The sequence below is a fragment of the Faecalicatena orotica genome, from assembly GCF_905197545.1.
GTDB lineage: Bacteria > Bacillota > Clostridia > Lachnospirales > Lachnospiraceae > Faecalicatena_A > Faecalicatena_A orotica.
Genome location: NZ_CAJJZH010000004.1, coordinates 290,009 through 313,802, shown reverse-complemented (window position 1 = coordinate 313,802; position 23,794 = coordinate 290,009). Strand labels below are relative to the sequence as shown.

The window sequence follows — 23,794 nt, the reverse complement described above, 5'->3', positions numbered from 1 at the left end:
TTTCTATTATCTCTCCAGTATGTATGGTTTAAACAAATACGGCTGATTCACGCCATCACTAAACAATGCCGTATTTTGTCTTATGTTTTTCATATTAATATCTGAATCAACCAGCATATATGCCGCAGATGACACCGTTTTTAATAATATACGGTTAGTAAATGGTGCCAGATCTGCCGATGTAACCTTTTTGACAACTGTAAAATCTGAACAAGTAAATAGCGTCTGGATTCCGCACAGATACCCGCTTTCCAGTAAAATATGGAGCTTCTGTACAGTCCCTGTTCCTTTTTTACCACCGCTATCGTTCAGCATTGACATCAGGCCGTCAAGCGTATTTTGTTCAGCTGTCTCCCGCTCGGGTTCAAACTCAGATACACTCCGTTTTTCCATCAGCCTCATCATAGGTTCTATCCACTGGTAATTGCTGACAATCATATGTATTTTTTGTTCATCCTGAACCTCTTTGATCCCCTGCACCATGCGCTTTTTACGGCCTTCAAAGATCTCATACAATTCATTAACCGCCGGAATCACGCGGAATACATTGTCGATTATCCTAACTGTGTTTCCACATTCTTCCTGCATCCGTTCACTGAGTAGGGGCTTCTCATCAATCATCTGTGCCCCGTCAAACAAATATACCGCTGTCCCCCCATAAGCTTTATTCATCATAGCTGCCTGCCATGTCCACAGAACACCAATGCGGTTTAGCACAGGCTGTATCTCACCCACGGCCAGAAGATTGCTTCGCTTTTTCTTTGAAAGGCTGATACGGACAGGGTCATCAATTCCGATAGGCTCACCTAAATATATGGATGTCTGTTCATCCGGCTTCTGTAAAAAGTCAACATATGGAAAACTGCACTCATCCTTTCCTCTGAATACAACAGCCGGCTCAAACTCCCGGTCTGCAAAGTGTCTTTCAATTTCTTCCAGAAGCTTTTGCTGCTCCTTGGGATCTGCATAAGCCACCTGCATTCCTATTGGCTGGGATACGATATCGTTTTCAAGATAGATTGCTGAACCTTTTTTAGCAGAAACCTTTTTCTGACATTCCTTAAAATTCTGCTCCCCAAAGAGCAATTCCATCTCCTTGGGCTGACACTGCAGGCCTATCCTGATATGCATCTCTTCCAGAGTCGCCCTGCTGATGGCCGAACCGCCCTCTAATATCTTATGCATAGTCTGTGTTGCAAAGATAAAATGAATCCCGTAAACCCTGCCTTTTGAGATGAAGTCCGACATCCTTGAAGCAGCCCTGTCTGCAGCCTTTTTGTTGTGGTCCCTGTCAAAGAGTACCTGAAACTCATCGAGAACTACAAGTATACGCGGCATATGATAGCCTGCCTTGCGGTAATCGCTGATATTCTTAATCTCACGACCTCTCTGGGACACTTCCATAAACTGTTCATTTCTCTCTTCTAGAATAGTCCACAGCTTATTGAGAATACTCTCCCCGAATTCCTGCATCGCATCAAGTGCAATACAGCGGATATGCGGAATCTTCTTCTCTCTGTATATTTTGAACTCTGTTCCTTCTTTAAAGTCCATCAGATAAAGCTGCACTTCCTCCGGACTATAAGAAAGAAGGCAGTTCATGATCAGCGTATGAAGAAGTGTGGATTTACCAGAACCGGTAGGCCCTGCAATTATTGCATAATGTGAGGTCCCGTTTGCCACAGAATCCCCCATCTCAAAGTACTGTGTCTGGCCATACTCGTTCAATCCAATCGGTATTTTCAACATATCCCCGCTGAACCCCCGGAACCACTCCTGTCTGTCGAGCAGTTCTGAAAGGCCAAGGGCCTTATTTATTTCTTTATGGTATTTTTCTCTGAATTCATCAAAAAGATTATGATTCTCTATACGAAAAGCACACCGTGTAAATACCAGATCTATAAGCGGATAGAACTGATTTCTCCAGAAGTAGTCCTTTTCCTGAAAATCTTCTTCCACATTCATAATCTCATTCACATAGTTCTTCCACGTACTCCCAGCTTCTTTCTGATAATATTTATTGTCATACTGGAGTAAAATCTGTATTCCGGCCTTATCCCCCTGTTTCAAAAGGCGAAGGAGCCGTTCCAGCATTGCCTCATCAAAATTCGCTGGGAAACCTGTAATACACAGACAACGGTATGGTATTTTCTGATTCGGATTCTTCTGGTTGAATTGTTCAAAGCTGCTGTAACCTATGAGCTGGCGCTGAAGAATGTCATCCATCAGTATTATATACTTCTCCAGAACTTCTGAAATTTCGCTTTTATTTGTCAGGACTCTGCCGCCTGATATTTGGGGAAACTCGACTATAAAGTTGGATAGGTCCTTATATGTATCAATAAGCCCTGAAGCGTTACACATGGTAAAGCAAAAGTCACCAGCGGGTGCTACCTTAATACCTTTACATATCATGGACTCAATCTCGTCACAAAACCGGCTATTCTGCCCGTAGTTAGCAAAAATAAAATTCCTGCTTTCTGACACATTCCATACTGCATATGCACATATATAGTCATTTTGTATGAATCTTCCATATTTCTGTTCAAACATATGATACAGCTCAGTCCAATCCTTTATGCCGCCAATATAAAAGCATAATTTTCCTAAAGGAATATACCTGTGAACCTGATTTTCCGCCATTTCTGCCGATGTCTGAACAGCCTTGTTATACGTCTGTTCCAAATCCTCTAGATAGTAAACCGGTAATATACTGTCAAGGAACTGGTCAAATCCCCGTCTCCACTGTTCTCTTTCTTTGTCATATTCACTATCAAGTTCAGCCACTTTTGCATCCGCCTCAGCACAGACAGTATCATGGAACTGATTCCTGTCCATAGCCATCTTGTCATGCTCGTTTGACAATAATGTGCGGAAATGATCCTTCAGGCCATCAAAAAATTGATATGCCTGGTAAATCAGATAGTATGTATCTACATATACACTGTTGTTATAACCAGCCAGTTTCTTCCCAAATCCTATAATTCCACAATCCCGTGTGCATTCTGCTATTTTTGAGGATATCTGTACGTTTAGCTGCTCCAGAATATTGATATTCTCCTGAATATCCTGAGAGTAGGGTATTCTGGTCACGCCTGCCCGGCGTTTTCCTTCCTCCTGAAATGTGTTTGAGCCTGATATCTGTTTATCAAAGTACAACTGTAGATTATAAATATCGTTTATCACTTCTTCCGCATACGCAAGGCTGGTGGCCAGATATTCCTGTTTCTTGTCGATCACATTATCAGCCAGCGTATCATGCTGGTCACGATACGCCGACAGCCTTTCGTTTGTTTCATCTTCAATCTTTTTTATCTTCTCATCAAGCTTCTGACCCATAGAATTATATTCATGCAGCTTTTTACTGATTTCAATATAACGCTTTCTTAAATCTATAAAGTAGTATTCTGCCATCTCATCACCCCGGATACTTTTTTATCTTTTGGAGCTCTTCGTTTTCTTCATCCGTAAACTCTGTAAGTGCCTCCATGCTTCGCTGCAAATCCTTTGCAATATCACTGATTTCCCGGCATTGGGTCATCACCTCGCGTGTAATGGACAAAGACAGCTTTTTACGCTGCATATCGTTTACCGAATCACCCAGGGCACATCCGATTTTCCCAAGATCCTCTGCTTCTATGAACCAGTCTCTGATTTCTCGTTCTATTGTCCCCATCTCTGTTTACACCCCATTTTCACTTCGAAATTTTCCATAGTAAAGGAGCTGCACATCAAATATGTACAGCACCGTCATTTGCATGTTATCTTGCATAAATTCCATGTGAAGCCAGCGCACTGAATATACATCCAAAAGCCCTGCTGTTATACTCATCCTCTTCAGCTTCCTTCTGTTTACTCGACTTAAGCATTCCTTTCAGCTTATTAGACTGATGTTCCACATTTAAAATCCCCCCGCCAATATGCTGTCCTGCTGCACTTCCCGCTGAATATACAGAAATAACACGTCCGGTATTTATAGTTCTGATCACCAGCACAATCGTATGGTAATTCAGATTCTGTGGATTATATACAACCACACAGGGATCCTTGGCCAGTAATCCTGATTTTATAGAATCTGATTTTGTAGCTACCGGTATACCCGCCATTTGAAATTTCTGAACAATACTCGGTGTTAATGCCTCCAGAGTCACCTGCCCGCATGGCGTAAACTCATTCTCAAGTATGGACCTCATTCTGTTGTAATCAAACATTTCTCTTTCCTCCTAAAGCCAGTATTTTTAACGCAATAACTCTGCAGTTGAATTATATCAAAAAATACCAGCCCAGATTGGCCCTCTGCAAAAACTGCACATATTTTGTAATATTCTGCACTCCTGCTATTTTACTTTGTCCGGCAGAAGATCAATTTTTTTACAAAAGATATGTGCCTTCTCATCTATTGTAATCTTTTTCTTCCCGTTATATTTGACCACAAGCGATTCTATAATCTTTGTCCCGATACCATGTTCATCCTTCTCTTCCTTTTTCGTCATAAAGGTCACCTTCTCACCCGGACATATCCGGTTAGAGACTTCAATCCAAATACCGTCACCCTTCCTTCCCATTGAAAATGTTATCCCACGTTGTTTCTGTCCATCGATACGCTCATTGGCCTCAATTGCATTGTCCAGAAGATTATGCAGAAGACCGACCATATCTACCTCCCGTACATCCCCGTAATATGCATCCTCTATATGAATCTTAAGAGGGATTAACTTCTTCTCACATTGCTGTTTTTTGATCGAAATGATGGAATTTATAATTTCATCCGTACAATATTGTTCCTTCTTCAGCTTTGAATAACGTTCCTGCAGATCCGCCATATATTCCTGCATTTCCTGTGCCTCTCCGTGCTTCTCCAGAAGATGCTCCAATGTCTGGATATGCTTTGCCAGATCATGCCTGTAGCGTCTGGTTGCTTCAATCCGGTTTTGTATTGCACTGTAGAATTCCTGCATGGAAAGCATATACATCTGCATCAGATGATTCGCCTGCTCCAGCTCTCTGGTCTGCATGACCTTAAACACAATAATCAGTGCCACAAATAAAACTACTAAAAACCCTATAAAAACTGCCATCCCTTTATCCTTTCTGTAATGCCAGCATAAACCGTAGCTTATGTGCCTCCCGCTTTATCTCAACAGTCCCTTGATACCGCTCTATGTATGGTGAAAATATCCGTCGGGACAGCCTATATCCCCTTTCGCAGCCACTTACAAATTCGATAATAAGCTGATTCCTGACTGAAGCGGCTTTAAGCTGTACCTTATCCTTCTGCTGCTTTTGATTGGCCCCAATTGCAAAATCCAGCAAAGCAAGAAATATTTTTACCAGATCCGCTTCTGCAATACTACCTCTCTCATAATCCTGCATACTGCAGTCAAAGTTTATCCCCTGTCTTTTTAGAAGCTCTGACTGTGTATACAGTACGGCATCTAACATCCAGTCATCGCAATACATTCCCGCACAAAGACTCTCATAACTTTGCTGCAATCCGGCAAGATAAGCCGATATTTTCCTCCTTGCCTCCGCACAGCCTTTCATTTCTTCCTCTATTTTGCCGATTTCGTGCATCTGGGCATCAATGGTTTTCTGACTGCTTTCCATCTGATATATCTGCTTCTGGACCACTTCATAATGCATTTCCATAAGCTTATGTTGTATTTCAAAAAATTCATGTTTCTGCCGGAGATTTCTCTGATATCTGACGACAATATACACTGCCAACAGAATAACAATATTACAGCATATCATTGATATCCCCGCACTGAAACTAATTTCACGATATGAAGATAGTGTTGACAGGGTTGCTAAAACAACACATGTCACAAACAATGTCCATAATACTTTTCTATGCCTAAACTGATAATCCCTCAATTTTCTTAGTATGGGTCCGGCAAAATGAGAAAAGACCACTAGCAGTGCCATGTCCACAATCGGAATCAGAAGATCCATAGGCAAAAACTTGTCAGCTACTGCCCAGATATCTTTTCTTCCTTCTATCAGGTTGATAACTGCAAGACTAAAATACCCGAGAAAAGTTGTGGTCATTTCACCAATCCATGCAGCAACCGCTATCTTCAGAAATTCCCCCTGAAATGTATAGCAGTACATCACATAAAGCAAAATAGCAAAGGTCCAGCTACACAACAAATTCAATATCTGAAGCCACTTAGTGCCTCCATAAAAATAAGGCAGAATATTATTCAGCAATATAATCTGAATCAGAGTTTTCCCTGTTAAAAACATTCCGATACCCAGAAATCCCTTTCGTTTTTCCAATATTATATTTATAGTAAAAACCGAAACTGCCATATTGATTGAGGCTATCATTAACATTCTTAATGAACTTCCAACTAAGTCCATCATTTCTCTGCTCATCTTGTTTCTCCCCTCTGTAGAACCAGTGCACAGTTTACAAAATTTTCATTCTGCCGAACGGTCATTGTCCCTTGATATTTTTTCAAATATCCCTTAAACATCTTTTTCGAGACGCGCAATCTGTTACAGCACCCACTTATGAATTCAACCATAAGCTGATTTCTGACTGCTGCCGCACGAAGCTGAACCACTTTATCCTTTTGCCTCTTTACTCTTTGATTTGCATCTGCCCCAATTTCCAGCAAAATCAGAAGTATCCTTAGAAAATCCTCTTCTTCTATTTTGCCAAGATCACATTCCTGCAGCTTACAATCAAATGCAATTCCCTGCTTTTTTAATATCTGTCCCTGCGTGTAAAGGACCGCATCCATCGTCCAGTTATTACAATACACCCCTGCCTTGATATCTTCATAATTCTGCCTGAGGACAGAAATGTAGCATGCAATCCTTTCCGCATCCGATACACTATTTTGCATTTTGCTGATTTCTCTCATCTGGCTGTCGATTTCCTGCTGTTTTGCCTCTATCTCAGAAATCTGCCCCCGTATGACCTCATAATATGCCTCTGCCATCTTCTTTTGGGCAGTTAAAAATATTTGTTTGTTCCGAAGGCTTCTATAGTATTTTAAAACCATCCAGCCTATTACAAATATGGTTATACAAATAACCAGCAATATAGTCGGGCCGGCAGTATCATATGTATTTGAAACTGTCGTCATAGTTCCAAATATAACAAAGCTGACAAATGCCCCCCAAAGAAATGTCCTATGCTGCAGTTCATAATCCCTGAATTTGTACAAAAACGATGCAGTATAGTGATAAAGTAAGAGAAGCAAAGCGATATCCACTGCCGGAATGGCCAGATCCATAAGTTCAAATTCATAAAATACCCCCCAGATATCTTCTCTCCCTTCTGCCAGATTGACAAGTGCCATACTGAAATAACCCAAAAATGCTGTCACTATATTACCAAACATTGCAGCGATAGCTATTTTTAATAATCCACCCGTAAAAGTATAACAGTACATAACAAATGTGAGTACCGCAAATATTGAAGACATTATTACCATCGTCTTCCCAATCCACTCAGTCTGCCCATAATAGTATGGCAAAACATACCCCAATGCAATATTCTGAGTCAGAATTTTCACTGCCCAATACAGACTGATCCCTAACAGGCTTCTGCGTCTTACAAGCATGACATTTGTAACAAAAGTCGCCACTCCCATATTGACACTAGCAACCAGAATAAGCCTTATGGAGGTACTGATTACCTGCATCATTTCTGCAACCAACATATTATTTCCTTTCACCCATTATTCGCGTTTACTCTCTCTGCAGACTTAGAGCACAACTTACTCTGCTTTCCCCCTTGCCTGTCTGAACCGTACCAGAATACTTCTTCAAATATTCACGGAATACCCTTTTGGGTATCTGCATCTTCTTGCCACAAGCAGCAGAAAACTTTATAATCAATTGATTCTTAACTGCAGATACACCAAGGTGTACTATTTTATTTTCTGACATTTCTGTCTCTTGATTTGCCTTAAGTCCTAAGTCCAACAGTTTCAGAAGAAGCTGTATAAAGTCCTGCTCCTCTATCATGCCAAGACTGAATTTCTGCATTTTACACTCGAAATGAATTCCCCGATGCTCTAATACAGACCTCTGTGTGCATAGCACTGCATCGATCATCCAGTTATCGCAATAGATTCCCGATCGAACCTCTTCATAACTCTCCTTTAACTCTGCAAGATACTCTTCAATTTTTATACTGGCTGCCACTGTATCATTCATTTGGCTGATTTCCTCCATCTGACTCTCAGTTTTTAGCTGCTTTTTCCCTGTCTCGTAAATTTGTCTCTGTATAGTTCCTAAATTTTCCTCCATTCTCTTCTGTTGTTGCGTTAAAAAACTCTGCTTAGCCTTAAGTCTCCTTTGATATCTCACAATCAGGTTACATAAGAAAACTACTATTATACAGCTAAATAATCCAGCAAATGTACTAGCAATAACCAAACTGTCATATGACATTATCATTGTTACACTGCCTAATATCACATATCCTATAAAAAGCAGCCACAATATTTTTTCACAGCGCAGCTTATAGTCTCTGAATCTATGTAAATATGGAACCGCATAATGATTAAAAAATAAGTACAAAGTAAATACTATAACAGGTATTCCCAAATCAGGAACCTGAATTGTATCCAGTAAATTCCAAATATCTTTTTTTCTCTCAATTAAGTTAACGGCTGCTATGGAAAAATATCCTAAAAAAATTGCTGTCACCTCTCCCACCAATGCTGCTATTGCAACTTTTAACAGACCGCCCTTAAATGTATAATAATATACTACATATGTTAAAATCGAAAAGGAACAAACTGAAAAGAGCGTTATAATCTGAAGCCACTGCATTTCTCCATAATAAAATTTTAAAATATAACTTATCAACACAGTATGAAGTAATGTTTTTACTGTTTTATAAATAATAAGCAACGATATGTTCCGTCGCCTTTCCAGTAAAGCACAAACCACACTTGTAGATACCACCCAGTTAACTACTGTCACCAGACAAAGTCTTGAAGAAGTACTTAATACCTGCATCATTTCTGCATCCATCATATTATTTCCTTTCACCCTCTATCCGTGTTTACTCTCTCTGCAGACTTAGAGCACAACTTACTCTGCTTTCCCCCTTGCCTGTCTGAACCGTACCAGAATACTTCTTCAAATATTCACGGAATACCCTTTTGGGTATCTGCATCTTCTTGCCACAAGCAGCAGAAAACTTTATAATCAATTGATTCTTAACTGCAGATACACCAAGGTGTACTATTTTATTTTCTGACATTTCTGTCTCTTGATTTGCCTTAAGTCCTAAGTCCAACAGTTTCAGAAGAAGCTGTATAAAGTCCTGCTCCTCTATCATGCCAAGACTGAATTTCTGCATTTTACACTCGAAATGAATTCCCCGATGCTCAAATATAGACCTCTGTGTGCATAGCACTGCATCAATCATCCAGTTATCGCAATAGATTCCCGATCGAACTTCTTCATAACTCTCCTTTAACTCTGCAAGATACTCTTCAATTTTTTTACTGGCTGCCACTGTATCATTTGTTTGGCTGATTTTCACCATCTGCCCCTCGATCAGCTGTTGGTCGCTCTCCATCTTATTTATCTGTCCCTTCACTGCCTCATAGTGCACAACCATAAGCCGGCGCTGTATATTAAGGAACTGCTGATTGTGGCACACTTTGTTCTGGTATTTCCTTACAATCTGATATATAACAAGAAGCAGTCCACTAGAAATAAATATAGAGTAAATTACCCCTGTGACACTGGTATTTTTTCTGGCATCAATTAGCATAGTAAATATTGCAAGCAAAGGATACCCAACTGCAACTATCCACAATAATTTCCGGTGCTTAAGTTCAAAACCTTTCAGGCTCATTTCAAAAGGCCGCAGACAATGTTCCAATAATGTCAACAGACTAATTATCAAAACAGGTATCCCCAGATCCCAACCTTTAAATTCTGCTGCAAAATTCGTCAAGTGCCCCCGACCTTCCAGTAAATTGAATATTACCATCATAAAATAACCTATGATAGATGCTAGAATCTCAGCACCGCACGCAGTAACTGCAATCCGCAAAAATCCCCCTTCAAATATATAGACAAACAATACATAATTCAATAACGCTGCTACGCATACAACTGACGTACTAATCGTCTGAATCCACACACTTTTCCCTATATAAAAGGGGAGGATATAGCAAAAAAATATATTAACAATTAATATTTTACCCAAAGCATATAACCAGAATACTTTCAGGCTTCTCCGCTTTTCAAGCAGATGGCACATAATAAAAATCATGGTATATATATTTGTTACAGACAAAATAAAATATCTCAGCATGCCACTATACAGGCTCAGCTCTTCTGCACTCATAATGTTATGTACCCCTTTTTCATCTGCTCCAGTGTCAGCACAATCTTTATATCCATTGCATTCTTCTTCAACAGCAGATTCCCGTTATATTTTTTTATACTTTGACGGAGCCGCCTCCTGCGGATATGGTTATTTACTGGGCAGGTCCCTGTGTATTCAATTATCAGCTGGTTCTTTACTTCCGCGGCCCGAAGCCGTACCCACTTCTTCCCTGTGTATTCAGACAGCTCGTTAGCCTGCACGCCAAAGTTCAACAGATACAAGAGAATCACTGTAAAATCCTGTTCCTCTATCATTCCAGACTTATACCCCTGCATAGAGCATTCAAATGTAATCCCCTGCTTTCTGATTATCTCTGCCTGACTAAACAGAAGGGCATCCAGCTTCCAGTCATCGCAGTACAGTCCCGCTCTGATACCCTGATATTCCTGTCTCAGCTCATGCAGATAATCTAATACTTTTCCTGTGTCACCGCCATTTTCCTCAAGCGCCATAATTTCCTGCATACTTCTGTCTATTTCCCGCTGTTGGTTTTCCATCTGGTAAATCTGGTCGTAGAGCGCAGTATAATGGGACCCCAATAACTGCTGCTGTGCAGTGAGATATTGCTGCTCTGTCTGTACACTTCTTAAATATTTCTTCACAATAAACGCTACCACCGCTGTAGATGCGCCTCCACATAATATCTGAGTAGTAACCATTACCATCGCCCTTGATTTATCACCAAACATAGAAAGAGACGTTACTATAATATAAATAAATAATGCAGTCCACCATATTTTCTCATTCTTTAAACGATAATTTTTAAACTTCACAATATACGGAGATATGTAATGATAAAAAATCCATAATAATCCCCCGACAAGTGGAATCAAAAAAATATCTAATGGATGGGGCCCTGACATGTAAGCCAGAACATCCTCTCTTCCTTCTATTAAATTAATAATAACCAATGAAAATGACACTAGATAGGTGGCCACCATCTCTGCAATACATGCTGCCACTGCAATTTTGATAAAACGGTCCTGATATGTATAACAAACTGCAAGGTAATTAGTCACGATGGTTATAATTACCAGAGATGTATAAATTGCATCCCACAATAAAATCCCCTGAAAAAAGGTATTCAGAAATGTCCCCATAACTATATTCAAAATTACCATCTTCGAAACATAGTATAGAATAAGCACTGTGCGTTTTCGTTGTCTTAGCAGCATCCAATCCAATAGATTAAAAAAGCACACAGCACAAATAAATGATACTATGAATGGACGAAAAATGCTGTTTAAGATACTCAGGACATCTGTGTTAACGCCCATTTCATAAAGGCTCCCTTCGTATTCTTCGCATAGGCCCTGCTTATCATGACCTTTGCCTCGTTATTCATAAGAAATGAGTCCTTTCTCATTTCTCTCACAGCCGGTAGATATACAATATAGCTATTATGGCAGCGGACAAAATCTATCTTAGGAAGCCTCCCTTCAATGTCCTTAATTTTATCCCAAATTCCATAGACACCCCAGACAGTCACGATGTTAGTCGTTCTCTTCATCCGCTCAAAATAGAGTATCTCATTAGGGGCCAGCACTACTTCTTTATAGCCGATGACATCAAAGACCAGTTTCTTTTCCTGCTGTTCCAGCTCATGCTCTACTTTTTGGAATATCTCTCCGATTTTTGCCTCGAACTGCTCCTTCAGGACGAAGAAAGTATGTATGGTGGAATATACTTCTGTCGCATAGTAAAGATAATTGGTCAGATACACAATCTGACAGTTCTTCCACTTTTCATTTACTCTCTGTGCTGCCTGAATTCCATTTTTCCCCTCCAGCTCAATATCCAGAAAAAGCACCTCCATAGGACTGCCCTCATAGCGTAGAAGCTGTTCCTCATTTTCAAAATAATTCACTTCCACATTCAAAAACACTCTTCCTGCATAGTCCTCTATTCTTTTCCCAGCCTCAATACACCAGTTTTTATCGTCATCACATATCCCTATTACCATAGCCCCTCATCCTTTTTCCATTGTTCTTCGAAAAACCAGCTCATCCAATCCGGTAATCTGTTCCTTCGCTAAACTTTTCTTTTTATTGTATCAGAAAAGAGGGGATTTGTTTATAATTTATTTACACTTGCATTTATCTTGATCAGAATACAAAAAGCTTTTATAAAATAATCTCCTAAAGCAGAAACTAATAGCTATAATTTCTTAGAAGTTTATTCTATAAAAGCTTTATACCGTGTATTCCTGTACCAATGAAATTTCCAGCGCCCTATTCCTTCATGGAATCTGGATGATGTCCTGATCCCGCAAAGTATTCCATTGAGTTGATTACATCCATATCGTCCGCACTCAATTCGAAATCAAATATTTGAATATTTTCCTTAATTCTGTCAGGTGTTATTGATTTGGGCAAAGGAATTACCTTGTTTTGTACAGCCCATCTCAGACAAATTTGTGCAGCCGTTTTATTGTATTTTTTACCAATCGACTTTAAAACTGCATTATCAAGCATCCGGCCTGTTCCAAGCGGACTATATGCCTCCACAACGATGTTGTATTTTCTGCAGAAATGAACAGTCTCTTGTTCCATTTGTCCCGGATGGAACTCAATCTGGTTTACCATCGGCACAATTTCCATGTCAATTAATGCCCTTAAATGATGCGGCATAAAATTAGATACGCCTATTGACTTTACCATTCCGGCTTTATACAGGTCTGTCATTGCTTTCCATGTATCCACATTAATCTGTTCCCAATTCTCATAATTATTAAAAGAAGCTGGCCAGTGTATGAGATACAAATCAAAATACTCCAACTGCATTTTCTTTAATGATTCTTTACATGCCATGAGGGTTGTTTCATATCCGCGGTCCGTATTCCACACTTTTCCTGTAATAAATAATTCTTCACGGGGAACTATGGATTTCTTTATAGCATTACCTACACTTTCTTCGTTCTTATAAATCTTCGCAGTATCAATATGACGGTAGCCTGCTGCAATTGCCGTTTCAATTGCTGTGTACGCGGCCTCATTATCTGGAGTCTGCCATGTCCCAAACCCAATGCAGGGTATCTCTACTCCATTTTTCAGAGTAAATGTATCTGTTGCCTTATTCATTTTTTTATTTCCTTTCCCCGTCGATCGCAAATGTAATTGGCTGAAATACTTCTGCTTCATCTATCTTATACGCTTTTTCCCCGGTTACCTGATATACTTCCACACAATTACTGTCTGTACAGCTTACAAGTAAATAGTCTCCAATAAATTTTAAATCTCTTGGCGTTTTACCACAAGAAAATTCATACTTAATATCTGGTATGCCATCGTCACATATCTCTGAAACAACAATTACATTTTTTCCTCTCAATGCCGTACATAAAAGTTTCTCATCTTCCCGAATCGCATGACCGCCACTGAAAACTTCCTTTTCATCCGTCATTTTGATTTCTTTTATTATTGCAAACTCTTTTGTGTCTAAAACAATAATTTCATTTGTAAGTTCTGTGTTAAGATATGCTTTCTGATGGTGCTGTGAAAAAGCCAGCAGACGAATATTCTTCTCTGCATATTGGGGAAAATTAATTACATCTTCTATTTCCAGACCTTCATCTTTATATACATAAATCTGCTGTAAACTATTTTCTACAGATATGCATCTTCCATCTTCCATCTGGTGAATGAAGTGTGATTTTCCCGCCTTCTCATATCCCTCCCTTTTATGTACAACTGTTTTTCGGATTTGATCTGCTGTTAAATCATAAAAACTATCTGCTCCGCTTTCATAACTGGCAAGCAGGAATCCTCCTTCTGCCGGAGAGGCAAAGCTATAAAATAAATCTGTCGCGACTTCCCGCATTTTTATGCCGTTTTTTCCATAGAAATCCAAAGTTGTTTTCTCCGGTCCCTTTACTGAAACAATCAATTGATCTGGTAAATCAATTACCATATTTGCTTTTCCATTTAAGGGGTAAGTGCTTTCTTTCCGGATGCTTCCATTCACTCTGTTAAATACTAATCTCACAATACCTTTATCTTTTTGTTCCGCATTTCCATATGCAGTCAGATAAAGCGCCATCTGCTCCCTTTCCATTATATTCCTCTCATTATATATCTTTTATGAATTCACCCATGCATTCTTTATAACGGGCAATTGTTTTGTCACACCATTCATCAAATTGCGGATCTGTAACTTTAAGCTGTGGATTTTCATCCATATAATCCAGAAACATTTTAAGACCTGTGCGAATGTCTATCTTTGGAGAATATTCCGGACAAAATTGTTTTGCTTTTGAGATGTCAAACAAACATGAATAATGCTTGTCCCCATGAATAGAGCCTTTCCAGCCATATACTTTAGATTCATCCAAAAGATATGTGCTAATATATACTGGTTTATATTCGACACCAAGTAAGTCAGCCAGATTCTGATAAATCATGTCCCAGGTCATGGGCTCTGGATTCATCACCTGAAATATCTCTCCAATTGCTTCTTTCCGGCCTACCAAAGGGCAAAACAAAGGTGCAAAGTCTTCTGCATGAGTACTCGCCCACAGCCCCTGTCCATCTCCGTGAATAATGACCTCTTTTCCCTGCAGCATACGCTCAACCACACTCCAGCATGACTTTCCCTTAATGCTGAGAGGAATTCTGTTTTTGGAATATGTTTGAGTAGGCCTTACAATTGTAACAGGGAAACCTCTTTTACACTCATCCAAAAAATATTTTTCTACAGCTTCTTTGTTCTGGCCGTAATCATAGTACTGGTTTCCATATGGCATAGACTCGTCTACCAGACAGTTAAAACGATGATCCAGTGCATCTACAGTACTGATTAAAATAAACTGCCTTGTATGATTTTTAAAAATATCTGTGCTGTTTCGGGCATCTTCTAAATTCATAATAATAAAGTCTATTACTGAATCAAAAGACATGTCCTTTATTTGTTCCTTTACATCATCCGGATTTGCTTTTATGTCAGCTTTGATGTATTTTACGGTATCGGGCAGTCTATTCGATGCCCCTGTTCTTGTAAGAAGGTACAATTCTACTTCTTTATCTTTTGCCAGCATTTTGGCAACCGGTTCCGATATAGTTCCTGTTCCGCCAACAATAAGTACTTTTTTCATTTCAATTACCTCTTTCTATTAATTTTATTTTTCACATTATGACTAAATTAATCACAGGAAAATTTAATTCCGGCCCCTTTTCTGGCATCTTCCATCACCTGCATGACTTCAATGACTTTATCCATCATTGCATAACATACATCATATTCATCTTTCTCTACAATTGGCAGGATTCTCTCATATACATTCACAAAGGGTTCACCCAGAGGCGCTTTGTCCAGACATACTGGGTCTGCCCCGTTTAATGTAAGTTCAATCTTGTGACATTCTCCCGGATGGGAATGCATCACAATACAGCCCTTATCTCCCTGTACCATGCAGCATCCCGGGGACGCCGAGTCTTTAGCCGAAGTACATACAGCTTTAAAGCTGCCGTAATCCATAACCAATATTCCAGATGTATCAATGCCGTTATATCCTATATTCGGGAAGTAAGCTGTCTTTTCCGGTACACCGGCAAGTCCCATAACCCAATGAATGCTATACACACCAATATCATATAAAGCGCCACCATCCAAAAGTGGATTAAATACCGGCAGTACTGTTCCATTTAGATAACTAGCATATCTGCGGGAATACTGTGAGAAATTACACTGGATCAGCTTAATGTCCCCAACCTCCGGTAATCTGTTCTTAATTTCATCATAGTTATCCGAATACCAGGGCAGAATTGATTCAAACACATATACATGATTTTCTCTGGCTGCATCCAGAAGTTCTTTCGCCTGCTTTGCCGTTGACGTAAATGGTTTTTCACAAATAACACTTTTGCCCGCCTTGATTGCCTTCAGCGAATACTCGTAATGCAATGAGTTGACAAGCCCAATATATACAAAATCAAAACTGTTATCTTTTAAGAACTCATCATAGTCTTCATAAATATCTTTAATGCTATAATCTCCTGCAATGTTTTCTGCTGCATCACGCTCTGCATCACGACACCAAATGGCTTTCGCTTCTATGTTCCCGACCTCGTTCCATACGTTTTCCAGAACATAGCGAACTATCATTCCAGAACCTGCAATTCCAATTTTCAATTTTTTTCCTCCTAAAACCTGATGTATAATATATTTAGTTTCTGATCATCTTATATAACTCTTTAAATTCCTCATATAATATTTTAAATGTTTCGGCGCTATTTAACTGATCTTCTGCATGAATCAGAAGCAGACTCTCCATTTGATTCCGGGGTACCATATTTTCCATACCTATCATTGAAAAATGGACACTGTGTGCCTGATCATACATCTTTGTAGCATTTTCATAAATCTCATTGGCTTTTTCAAACTTTCCTTCCCGGGAATACTGAATTGCCTTCACATATTCAGATTTTGCACTTCCTCCATTTGTGATCAATGCCATAACATTATCTTCAAATGTTTCTAGTCCTGTTTCTAAACTATTCTGCTTTTCCATACTATTAACCTTTCTTTTCTTCCAGGAGACGTAAACCAAATTTTACAACCCCTTCACCGTCCAGACGGCCATAAGACTGCATCGGAATAACCTCAATAACTTTATCCGGAAAAGCCGCCTGAAGTTTTTTCTTTTCGAATCTAATCTGAGGTCCCAGCATCACAATATCAAAATCCATTTCTGCGGACATAATCTGGGAGGTTGTAGCAGCCTTTACCTCCGCATCAACCCCTGCATTGGTTATGTAGCTTCTCATTTTTTGCATCAAAGCACTTGAAGACATCCCCTGTGAACAACAAACAATGATACGTACCATAACGTTTTCCTCCTTTAGTCAGCAGAATTTGATGCAACGTCTGCTTTATTAAGCTGTCTTTCATACATTCTCACAAAGAGCAGCCAGATTAAAATATCACATACCAGACAGATAAGTTCCATAATTACAGCCCGAATGTCACCGTTACTTGCAATATACCCTTTGAAGAGTGCCGGTGTAGACCATGTTATCACATTTGTAAACACTGACATAAAGCCTGCTGCTGTTGCCGCATATGCCAGGATGGTATTAAATAACGGGCAAACAATAAATGGAATAATTAAAGTTGGATTAAATACAATCGGAACACCAAATGATAATGGTTCATTAATATTAAATATATCCGCAATTGCAGAAAGTCTGCCCACTACCTTTAACTCTTTTCTCTTAGAAAGGAACATCAAAACAATTAATAATCCGAGGCAGGCTCCCGTACCGCCCATTTGCCCAAATGTTGTTACAAATGAATAATTGATTATCCTTCCCTGGTCCATTGCCGTAACAAATGCGGTCTCAATAGGAGCCACAACAGCACCGGGATGAATCCCGAATGAGAACAGGATTGTCTGTACCAATGTGTAAATAATCGCACCGGGAAGTGTTGCTCCAACACTGACAAGAGGCTTCTGTAAGATATCACAAATCAATGCAATTGCTTCCATTCCTGTTACAACTGATAATACAGTAGCAATCAATGAGTATAAACAAATTAAAATGATGATGATAATAACTGTATTGAATGAGTTTTTAACTGCTTCTGGAACGTTATCGCCTACATTAATTCTTAACTTCTTATTTTTTGACAGCTTTATAAACAACTCTGAAGAAGTTAACCCGATGATCATTGCAAGTAATGCTCCCTGCGTGCCAAAATAATCATATCCGCCTGCTAATGGTACGAAAACAAAGAACAGCGACAGACTTGTAATTGACAGAATCAATGGATTGTAATACCCCCTCTGTTTTCCCATAAAATACGGGATCATGATTACCAGCATTAATGACATCAGACTAATGGTGCCGGTACTGATGCGGGTAAAAAATGTTCCGATGTTTGTCAGTGTTTCCGGATCCATAAATTTTCCGATTATACTTGTCTCAGTAAACAAAATTGCACCAAAGAAAGTTGATATTCCGGCAATTGCCAGAAATGGGATCATGGACATCAATGCATCTCTGATTGCCAGAAGATGGATTTCATTGCCGATCTTCCCAAATATGGGATCTAACTTTTCAAATATCTTATCTATTTTTTTCATTCTCTTCTCCTCCGAACCTTGCCGGTTCAAATTGATCTTACAATACTCATTAGGTTTTCATACGTTTGGTTTTTTACGATACTATCAATGTTTTCCTTTGTTAATGCCAGCTTAAAGAAATCACTATAAAAGTTCTCCATATCATCCATATCATTCTGTGAAATTGAAATCAGGAAAACTACTTTAACTTTATCTGTTTTATTCCAATAAATAGGATTCTTTAAAATAGCAACGCAGATTAATGTTTGGTCTGTAACTGTATGATGTGGATGAGGTACAGCCACCTGTCCTCCCATTGCAGTTTGAAGCAGGCTCTCCCGTTTCATTACCAAATCATAAAAATCCTCCGGTACGTCTACTGCTTTTGCAATATGGTTACATATTTGCCTAATCACTTCCGATTTGTTTTCAGCCTCTACTTCTGTAAGAAACAACTTCTCTGAAAAATATTTTTCTATAATACTTGCAGGCTTTTGAAGTACGGTGCGTATGTCCCCCATTTCTGATTCATCCGGGAAATACTCTACCTTATAAATTGGTACGGGAAGACTTATATCTAATGGTACAGTTGAAAACACATAGTCAATTTTACTGAAATCATAGTCCCGCAGGTCAGAATAATCACATGTATATGCCTGTTCAATACAGTCTTTAAAAAGTTCCTGAAAACGGTATTTTAAAAACCGTGAGAAGACATTCCCTGCTGCACAAACCAGAAGAATATTTTTTCTATTGTCTACTTGCTTTTTATGTTTATCTATGGCCAGCTGCACTGCAATCGCAATGTAACCGAGTTCATCATCAGACATCATCCTGTCATAATGTTTTTTAATAATATGGTTCAAGCCCGAAGCAATGCTCCATGCAAACGGATATTTTTCCTTTACCTCCTCTAAAATCGGATTCTTAATCATGGTTCCATATAATAACCGCAGCCTTAAGGGGATAAGGTGTTTTACTAGCATCATATAGAAATCCAGATCTTTACGAAAATCCAGCCCATATGTTTTATAGATACTGTCTAAAATCTCCGTTACTAATAAATTAATTTCCTCATTAATTACCAGACTTCCATTATTTTCGTAGTATTTTTTATCCATTATATTTAACGCTATGTAATTTATCTCATCCTCTGGAAATAGAAGCTGGTATTCTTCTTCCAAAGCTTTCACACACTCTTTTGCCGTTTGAATATCGTGCCTCAATTGCGAGTGCATACTGATTTCGAATCTGGCCGGATCCATTTCTACTAATTTTCCCTTTTTCACTCTGTCCACAGTAATTTGAAGACTGATTAAGAATGAAGTTAAAGCCATTTCTGACATTTTTACCTCGTTCTTTTTGAATACTTTATCTACCGCCTCTATAATATTCTTGTCTATAGCAGTAAAATCATTCTCACCCGCCATTGAAGAAAGGCACCTTCGGATATCATACTCCTTTCCATCAACCCGCATGCCATAGTGCGGTTTTCTTATTATGTTAAGATCAAATTCATGTAAATAATGTTCCGCCTCTTTTAAAGATTTACTGACTCCTTTCTGCGATATATATAACATATCAGCCAGTTCTTCTACCTTGAGGTACTCTTCTGTATCAATAAATAATCGGATTAAAAATTCAGACCTATTCTCTGTGTTTGCTGCATCTATGATCTGATTAACCTCCAGAAATTTTTCAAACGCAGCATTTTTATGCACAATTAAAGAATATCCCTTTCCTGGTTTTGCTGTAATCTCAGCCCCATTCAGCACAATCTCATCATTAAGCAGTGCTATCATTTTTCGGGCCGTTTTATTACTGACACCCAAAATCCCCTCTACTTCCCTGCTTGTTATACAAGGCTTTTTCAGCATTTTATTTAAAACCCTAAGTTCCTTTTTGGATGCCATTTGTAAGCCTCCCCATCTTTAATCCTATGTTATTAGTACTAATAAACTTCTTCCACTAAAAAGTACGATCGTAATATCCTTTGTGTTACTTATATTATATTCGTTTCCTCCTTTTGTTTCAATTTCGTTTTTTACCGTTATAAATGCGGTAAGAAACATCGCTGCTGATTAATTATCCTGTAAGTACAATAGTTATTTTGTTTTATGGTAACGGTTTACCAGAAGCAAGATATAAATCAAACCAATCCTGCCTGGTTAATGTAAAATTAAGTGCGTCAAGAGAATCTTTTAAATGTTCCGGATTCGTTGTGCCAATCGTCGGAATAATCCCTGCCGGATGTTTAAGAAGCCATGCAACTGCAAGGGCATTTTTATTAGTATGGTACTTTATACAAAGATCATCCATTACCTGATTCAGTTTCTCATAACCCGGATTATCAATAAATACCCCCTTATCTCCCTGTACAACACTGTATGCCTCAATTCTGATATCATTTAAACGGCAATAATCCAAAAGGCCCATATCATAATTCACCGCATATTCAGATCTTGTATTAACATTGACTTCAGAATCTATCATCAAAGAATGTACAATAGAAAACTGCAGCTGGTTAAATGCAATCGGCCTCTTACAGTGCTTCTGTATTACAGCTGCCTGTAAAGATGTAAAATTCGAAACCCCAAAATTATGCACCTTTCCCTCCTCATAAAGCTGTTCAAATGCCTCACCAATCTCCGCCGGATCATAAAGTGGATCTGGTTTGTGAAGTAAAAGGACATCAAGATAATCCGTATTTAGACGTTTTAAAGAAGCATTGACACTAGCCAGAATGTATTCTTTCGATACATTATAATTCTTTTCTTCATCCGTAGATACTACGGCACATTTAGTCTGAAGTATCATCTTCTCTCTGATTGCAGGATTCTTTTTAATGACCTCTCCTATCAGTTCCTCCGCCAAACCGTGTCCATAAATATCTGCCGTATCAATCAAATTAATTCCTAGATCAAGTGCACACTTAATCAAGTTTTCAACTTCTTCCACGCTTTTGCCAACATAAACTTTGTTACCATTTTCATCTATCTCTTTACGGACTATTCTCATTGTACCTAAACTAATCTGGGAAAACTGCCGGTCAGAGCCTTTTACTGTTACATACTTCATTTTTTATCCTCCTAAATAATTTCGCCGTCTGAAGCAATCACTTTTTTAAACCATTCAAAGCTTTGCTTTTTGCTTCGTTTATATGTCCCTCTTCCTTCATTATCGCGATCCACATATATTAATCCATACCGCTTCTCCATTTCACCTGTTGTGAAAGATACACAATCAATACAGCCCCATACTGTATATCCCAATAATGCAACCCCGTCTTCAAGAACAGCTTTTTTCATCTCTTTAATATGTGCCCGTAAATACTCAATGCGGTATTGGTCTTCCACCGTACCATCCGGCTTCATATGGTCAGCAGCGCCAAAACCATTCTCTACTATAAATAAAGGTTTTTCATACCTCTCGTACATCATATTTAATGCATATCTCAGTCCTTCCGGGTCAATCCCCCATCCCCAGTCTGAAAAATGGATAAAGGGGTTTTTAACAGAATGAGAATTCGTTGAGTCTACTGCTTTAGAAATATCTCTGCATGCAGTAGAATCAACCGTATTGCTCATATAATAGGATAATCCTATGTAATCGACACACCCTTCTTTAAGAATCTCAAGATCTTCCTGCGTTATATCAAGTTCATAGCCCTTTCTTTCAAACATCTTCTTTGCATAATTGGGATAGTGCCCACGGCACTGAACATCACAGAAAAACCATTTATCATGCATTGCCTGAACCTGTAATACCATATCCGCCGGTCTGCAGGAATATGGGTAAACCGGCACCATAGCAATCATATTGCCTATTTGAAACTCAGGGTTAATCTCATGGCCTGTTTTCACCGCCAGCGCACTTGCCACAAGTTCATAATGTGCGCATTGATACATGGCCTTTTCCGGATTTTCATATTCCTCAAAATGTACCCCCGAATTAGTCCATCCGAATATATCGTTCCTGTAATTCATCTGGTTATTTATCTCGTTAAAGGTCATCCAGTATTTCACTTTACCTTTATAACGTTCAAAGCATGTCCTTGCAAAGTTTATAAAACAATCAATTGTCTTTCGATTCAAAAAACCACCGTATTCTTTTGCAAGGCAATATGGCATTTCAAAATGAGATAACGTGATTACCGGTTCGATATTATATTTTAGCAGTTCATCAAATACATCATCATAAAACTGAAGCCCCTCTTCATTTGGATACTTTTCAATACCTTTTGGAAAAATTCTGCTCCATGCTATGGATGTTCGAAAGCATCGGAAACCCAATTCGGCAAGCAGTGCAATATCTTCTTTGTAATGTGAGTAAAAATCAATTCCCATATGGTTTGGATAATACTCCCCCTCAATCACCCCATCCGTAATTCTTCTGGGTCTCCCGGCACTTCCGGCGGTCATTACATCGGCAACGCTATACCCTTTCGAAGTATTTATTACACCGCCTTCAAACTGGTGTGCCGCCAGCGCCCCTCCCCACAAAAAATCTATATTAAGCCTTGTCATCTGCCGCCCTCCATAACGCTTTCTATAAACCTTAATACGGGGGCATTATACTTAGGAGATGCGTAGAAATCAATTCCATGAATTCCATCTTCTACTATGTCCGTTACATGTTCTACCTTTTTTTCAGCCAAAGCCCTGTCGAACTCTTTTGTATATCTGTATGGGATGGTATCATCCTGTTTTCCATGCAGAAGATAAAACGGAGGTTCCTGTCCACTGATATTTTTTAAAACAGCATATTTCTCCATTTCCTTGAGCAGACTGTCTCCCTCCACCCGGAAAGTAACACTGTCATTTTCATACCCGTCTACCATTACATGTTCATGATGTTCTTCCTTATACAGGTAAAAATCTTTCAAATCAATCGGTGCATAAAAGCTGACGATCCCTGCAGGTTTAAACTGTAACATATGGGAACAGCTCACTGTAATATCATCAGCAAGGTACGCACCATGACTCTCCCCCCATAAAACAATTTTTTTGTCATCAATTTCCGGACGTGCCGCCAGAAAGTTAAATGCTTCTATGCAATCCATACGAATTTCCGGATATGCTGCTTCATCATTGAAACGATAGTTAATACTGGCTACTGCATATCCATACAGAAGACAGTTTAAAACATTTGAAAGATGACGCTCTTTGCTGCTCTTAAAGAATGCACCGCCATGAATAAACACCACTAACGGGTACCTTTCCCTTTTTATAGTCGGAATGTATAAATCCAGTTTATTTTTTTCAGAGTGCACAGCATACGGAATATCAAACTCTGCTGTTCCATCACCCCCAATATTGTATTGCTGATTGACTACTTCATATATCTTTAACTCCATT

General features: G+C 39.0%; 21 protein-coding genes. All 21 read right to left on the bottom strand.

Annotation, left to right across the window (positions count from 1 at the left end; genetic code table 11):
• Positions 1-6: 6 nt before the first annotated feature.
• Positions 7-3,414 (bottom strand): FtsK/SpoIIIE domain-containing protein, encoded by a 3,408-nt coding sequence (locus ABIN22_RS10905; protein WP_346908571.1) that lies wholly within the window; start codon positions 3,412-3,414, stop codon positions 7-9.
• Positions 3,415-3,418: 4 nt separating this feature from the next.
• Positions 3,419-3,676, bottom strand: a complete 258-nt coding sequence (locus ABIN22_RS10900) for a hypothetical protein (RefSeq protein WP_346908569.1) — start codon at positions 3,674-3,676, stop codon at positions 3,419-3,421.
• Positions 3,677-3,761: 85 nt separating this feature from the next.
• Positions 3,762-4,211 carry a hypothetical protein gene (locus tag ABIN22_RS10895; RefSeq protein ID WP_346908567.1) on the bottom strand — a complete coding sequence of 150 codons (450 nt, stop codon included), beginning with the start codon at positions 4,209-4,211 and terminating at the stop codon, positions 3,762-3,764.
• Between the two features lie 126 nt (positions 4,212-4,337).
• On the bottom strand, positions 4,338-5,078 hold the full coding sequence (locus tag ABIN22_RS10890; protein ID WP_346908565.1) for a GHKL domain-containing protein: 741 nt from the start codon (positions 5,076-5,078) through the stop codon (positions 4,338-4,340).
• A gap of 4 nt (positions 5,079-5,082) precedes the next feature.
• A complete protein-coding gene (locus tag ABIN22_RS10885) occupies positions 5,083-6,381 on the bottom strand; it encodes a hypothetical protein (RefSeq protein ID WP_346908563.1) in 1,299 nt (432 codons plus the stop codon).
• Positions 6,378-7,679, bottom strand: coding sequence for a hypothetical protein (locus ABIN22_RS10880; protein WP_346908561.1), 1,302 nt, complete (start codon positions 7,677-7,679; stop codon positions 6,378-6,380). Before ABIN22_RS10880 ends, ABIN22_RS10885 begins: the two co-directional genes overlap by 4 nt.
• Positions 7,680-7,707: 28 nt before the next feature.
• Positions 7,708-9,006, bottom strand: a complete 1,299-nt coding sequence (locus ABIN22_RS10875) for a hypothetical protein (RefSeq protein WP_346908559.1) — start codon at positions 9,004-9,006, stop codon at positions 7,708-7,710.
• Positions 9,007-9,034: 28 nt separating this feature from the next.
• Positions 9,035-10,336, bottom strand: a complete 1,302-nt coding sequence (locus tag ABIN22_RS10870; RefSeq protein ID WP_346908557.1) for a hypothetical protein — start codon at positions 10,334-10,336, stop codon at positions 9,035-9,037.
• Positions 10,333-11,478, bottom strand: a complete 1,146-nt coding sequence (locus ABIN22_RS10865; protein ID WP_346908555.1) for a hypothetical protein — start codon at positions 11,476-11,478, stop codon at positions 10,333-10,335. Before ABIN22_RS10865 ends, ABIN22_RS10870 begins: the two co-directional genes overlap by 4 nt.
• 152 nt (positions 11,479-11,630) lie before the next feature.
• The gene (locus ABIN22_RS10860; protein WP_346908553.1) at positions 11,631-12,341 is read right to left on the bottom strand and encodes a LytR/AlgR family response regulator transcription factor; all 711 of its coding nucleotides are present in this window, start codon (positions 12,339-12,341) and stop codon (positions 11,631-11,633) included.
• Positions 12,342-12,609: 268 nt separating this feature from the next.
• Positions 12,610-13,458 carry an aldo/keto reductase gene (locus ABIN22_RS10855; RefSeq protein ID WP_346908551.1) on the bottom strand — a complete coding sequence of 283 codons (849 nt, stop codon included), beginning with the start codon at positions 13,456-13,458 and terminating at the stop codon, positions 12,610-12,612.
• A 4-nt stretch (positions 13,459-13,462) separates the two neighbouring features.
• Positions 13,463-14,431 carry a beta-propeller fold lactonase family protein gene (locus ABIN22_RS10850; protein ID WP_346908549.1) on the bottom strand — a complete coding sequence of 323 codons (969 nt, stop codon included), beginning with the start codon at positions 14,429-14,431 and terminating at the stop codon, positions 13,463-13,465.
• A gap of 13 nt (positions 14,432-14,444) precedes the next feature.
• Positions 14,445-15,467 (bottom strand): NAD-dependent epimerase/dehydratase family protein, encoded by a 1,023-nt coding sequence (locus ABIN22_RS10845; RefSeq protein WP_346908547.1) that lies wholly within the window; start codon positions 15,465-15,467, stop codon positions 14,445-14,447.
• A gap of 47 nt (positions 15,468-15,514) precedes the next feature.
• Positions 15,515-16,504, bottom strand: coding sequence for a Gfo/Idh/MocA family protein (locus ABIN22_RS10840; RefSeq protein WP_118618292.1), 990 nt, complete (start codon positions 16,502-16,504; stop codon positions 15,515-15,517).
• 34 nt (positions 16,505-16,538) lie between these two features.
• Positions 16,539-16,883, bottom strand: coding sequence for a PTS sugar transporter subunit IIA (locus ABIN22_RS10835; RefSeq protein ID WP_109731453.1), 345 nt, complete (start codon positions 16,881-16,883; stop codon positions 16,539-16,541).
• Positions 16,884-16,887: 4 nt separating this feature from the next.
• Positions 16,888-17,199 (bottom strand): PTS sugar transporter subunit IIB, encoded by a 312-nt coding sequence (locus ABIN22_RS10830; RefSeq protein WP_109731452.1) that lies wholly within the window; start codon positions 17,197-17,199, stop codon positions 16,888-16,890.
• A 14-nt stretch (positions 17,200-17,213) separates the two neighbouring features.
• Positions 17,214-18,458 carry a PTS sugar transporter subunit IIC gene (locus tag ABIN22_RS10825; protein ID WP_118618286.1) on the bottom strand — a complete coding sequence of 415 codons (1,245 nt, stop codon included), beginning with the start codon at positions 18,456-18,458 and terminating at the stop codon, positions 17,214-17,216.
• Positions 18,459-18,484: 26 nt separating this feature from the next.
• On the bottom strand, positions 18,485-20,350 hold the full coding sequence (locus tag ABIN22_RS10820) for a BglG family transcription antiterminator (RefSeq protein WP_346908543.1): 1,866 nt from the start codon (positions 20,348-20,350) through the stop codon (positions 18,485-18,487).
• Between the two features lie 202 nt (positions 20,351-20,552).
• The gene (locus ABIN22_RS10815; RefSeq protein WP_346908541.1) at positions 20,553-21,515 is read right to left on the bottom strand and encodes an aldo/keto reductase; all 963 of its coding nucleotides are present in this window, start codon (positions 21,513-21,515) and stop codon (positions 20,553-20,555) included.
• A gap of 11 nt (positions 21,516-21,526) precedes the next feature.
• Positions 21,527-22,963: a 6-phospho-beta-glucosidase gene (locus tag ABIN22_RS10810; protein WP_346908539.1), complete on the bottom strand. Its 1,437-nt coding sequence runs from the start codon at positions 22,961-22,963 to the stop codon at positions 21,527-21,529.
• Entirely contained in the window at positions 22,960-23,793 is an 834-nt protein-coding gene (locus ABIN22_RS10805; protein ID WP_346908537.1) for an alpha/beta hydrolase fold domain-containing protein, read from the bottom strand. Before ABIN22_RS10805 ends, ABIN22_RS10810 begins: the two co-directional genes overlap by 4 nt.
• Between the last annotated feature and the right edge of the window lies 1 nt (position 23,794).

What these genes read in the sequence shown, in the direction of transcription:
- ABIN22_RS10900 (WP_346908569.1), bottom strand. Translation starts at nt 3,676, where the DNA reads ATGGGGACAATAGAACGAGAAATCAGAGACTGGTTCATAGAAGCAGAG.
- ABIN22_RS10860 (WP_346908553.1), bottom strand. Translation starts at nt 12,341, where the DNA reads ATGGTAATAGGGATATGTGATGACGATAAAAACTGGTGTATTGAGGCT.
- ABIN22_RS10865 (WP_346908555.1), bottom strand. Translation starts at nt 11,478, where the DNA reads ATGGGGACATTTCTGAATACCTTTTTTCAGGGGATTTTATTGTGGGAT.
- ABIN22_RS10855 (WP_346908551.1), bottom strand. Translation starts at nt 13,458, where the DNA reads ATGAATAAGGCAACAGATACATTTACTCTGAAAAATGGAGTAGAGATA.
- ABIN22_RS10815 (WP_346908541.1), bottom strand. Translation starts at nt 21,515, where the DNA reads ATGAAGTATGTAACAGTAAAAGGCTCTGACCGGCAGTTTTCCCAGATT.
- ABIN22_RS10870 (WP_346908557.1), bottom strand. Translation starts at nt 10,336, where the DNA reads ATGAGTGCAGAAGAGCTGAGCCTGTATAGTGGCATGCTGAGATATTTT.
- ABIN22_RS10850 (WP_346908549.1), bottom strand. Translation starts at nt 14,431, where the DNA reads ATGGAAAGGGAGCAGATGGCGCTTTATCTGACTGCATATGGAAATGCG.
- ABIN22_RS10835 (WP_109731453.1), bottom strand. Translation starts at nt 16,883, where the DNA reads ATGGAAAAGCAGAATAGTTTAGAAACAGGACTAGAAACATTTGAAGAT.
- ABIN22_RS10805 (WP_346908537.1), bottom strand. Translation starts at nt 23,793, where the DNA reads ATGGAGTTAAAGATATATGAAGTAGTCAATCAGCAATACAATATTGGG.
- ABIN22_RS10895 (WP_346908567.1), bottom strand. Translation starts at nt 4,211, where the DNA reads ATGTTTGATTACAACAGAATGAGGTCCATACTTGAGAATGAGTTTACG.
- ABIN22_RS10820 (WP_346908543.1), bottom strand. Translation starts at nt 20,350, where the DNA reads ATGGCATCCAAAAAGGAACTTAGGGTTTTAAATAAAATGCTGAAAAAG.
- ABIN22_RS10885 (WP_346908563.1), bottom strand. Translation starts at nt 6,381, where the DNA reads ATGAGCAGAGAAATGATGGACTTAGTTGGAAGTTCATTAAGAATGTTA.
- ABIN22_RS10890 (WP_346908565.1), bottom strand. Translation starts at nt 5,078, where the DNA reads ATGGCAGTTTTTATAGGGTTTTTAGTAGTTTTATTTGTGGCACTGATT.
- ABIN22_RS10875 (WP_346908559.1), bottom strand. Translation starts at nt 9,006, where the DNA reads ATGATGGATGCAGAAATGATGCAGGTATTAAGTACTTCTTCAAGACTT.
- ABIN22_RS10905 (WP_346908571.1), bottom strand. Translation starts at nt 3,414, where the DNA reads ATGGCAGAATACTACTTTATAGATTTAAGAAAGCGTTATATTGAAATC.
- ABIN22_RS10825 (WP_118618286.1), bottom strand. Translation starts at nt 18,458, where the DNA reads ATGAAAAAAATAGATAAGATATTTGAAAAGTTAGATCCCATATTTGGG.
- ABIN22_RS10830 (WP_109731452.1), bottom strand. Translation starts at nt 17,199, where the DNA reads ATGGTACGTATCATTGTTTGTTGTTCACAGGGGATGTCTTCAAGTGCT.
- ABIN22_RS10845 (WP_346908547.1), bottom strand. Translation starts at nt 15,467, where the DNA reads ATGAAAAAAGTACTTATTGTTGGCGGAACAGGAACTATATCGGAACCG.
- ABIN22_RS10880 (WP_346908561.1), bottom strand. Translation starts at nt 7,679, where the DNA reads ATGTTGGTTGCAGAAATGATGCAGGTAATCAGTACCTCCATAAGGCTT.
- ABIN22_RS10810 (WP_346908539.1), bottom strand. Translation starts at nt 22,963, where the DNA reads ATGACAAGGCTTAATATAGATTTTTTGTGGGGAGGGGCGCTGGCGGCA.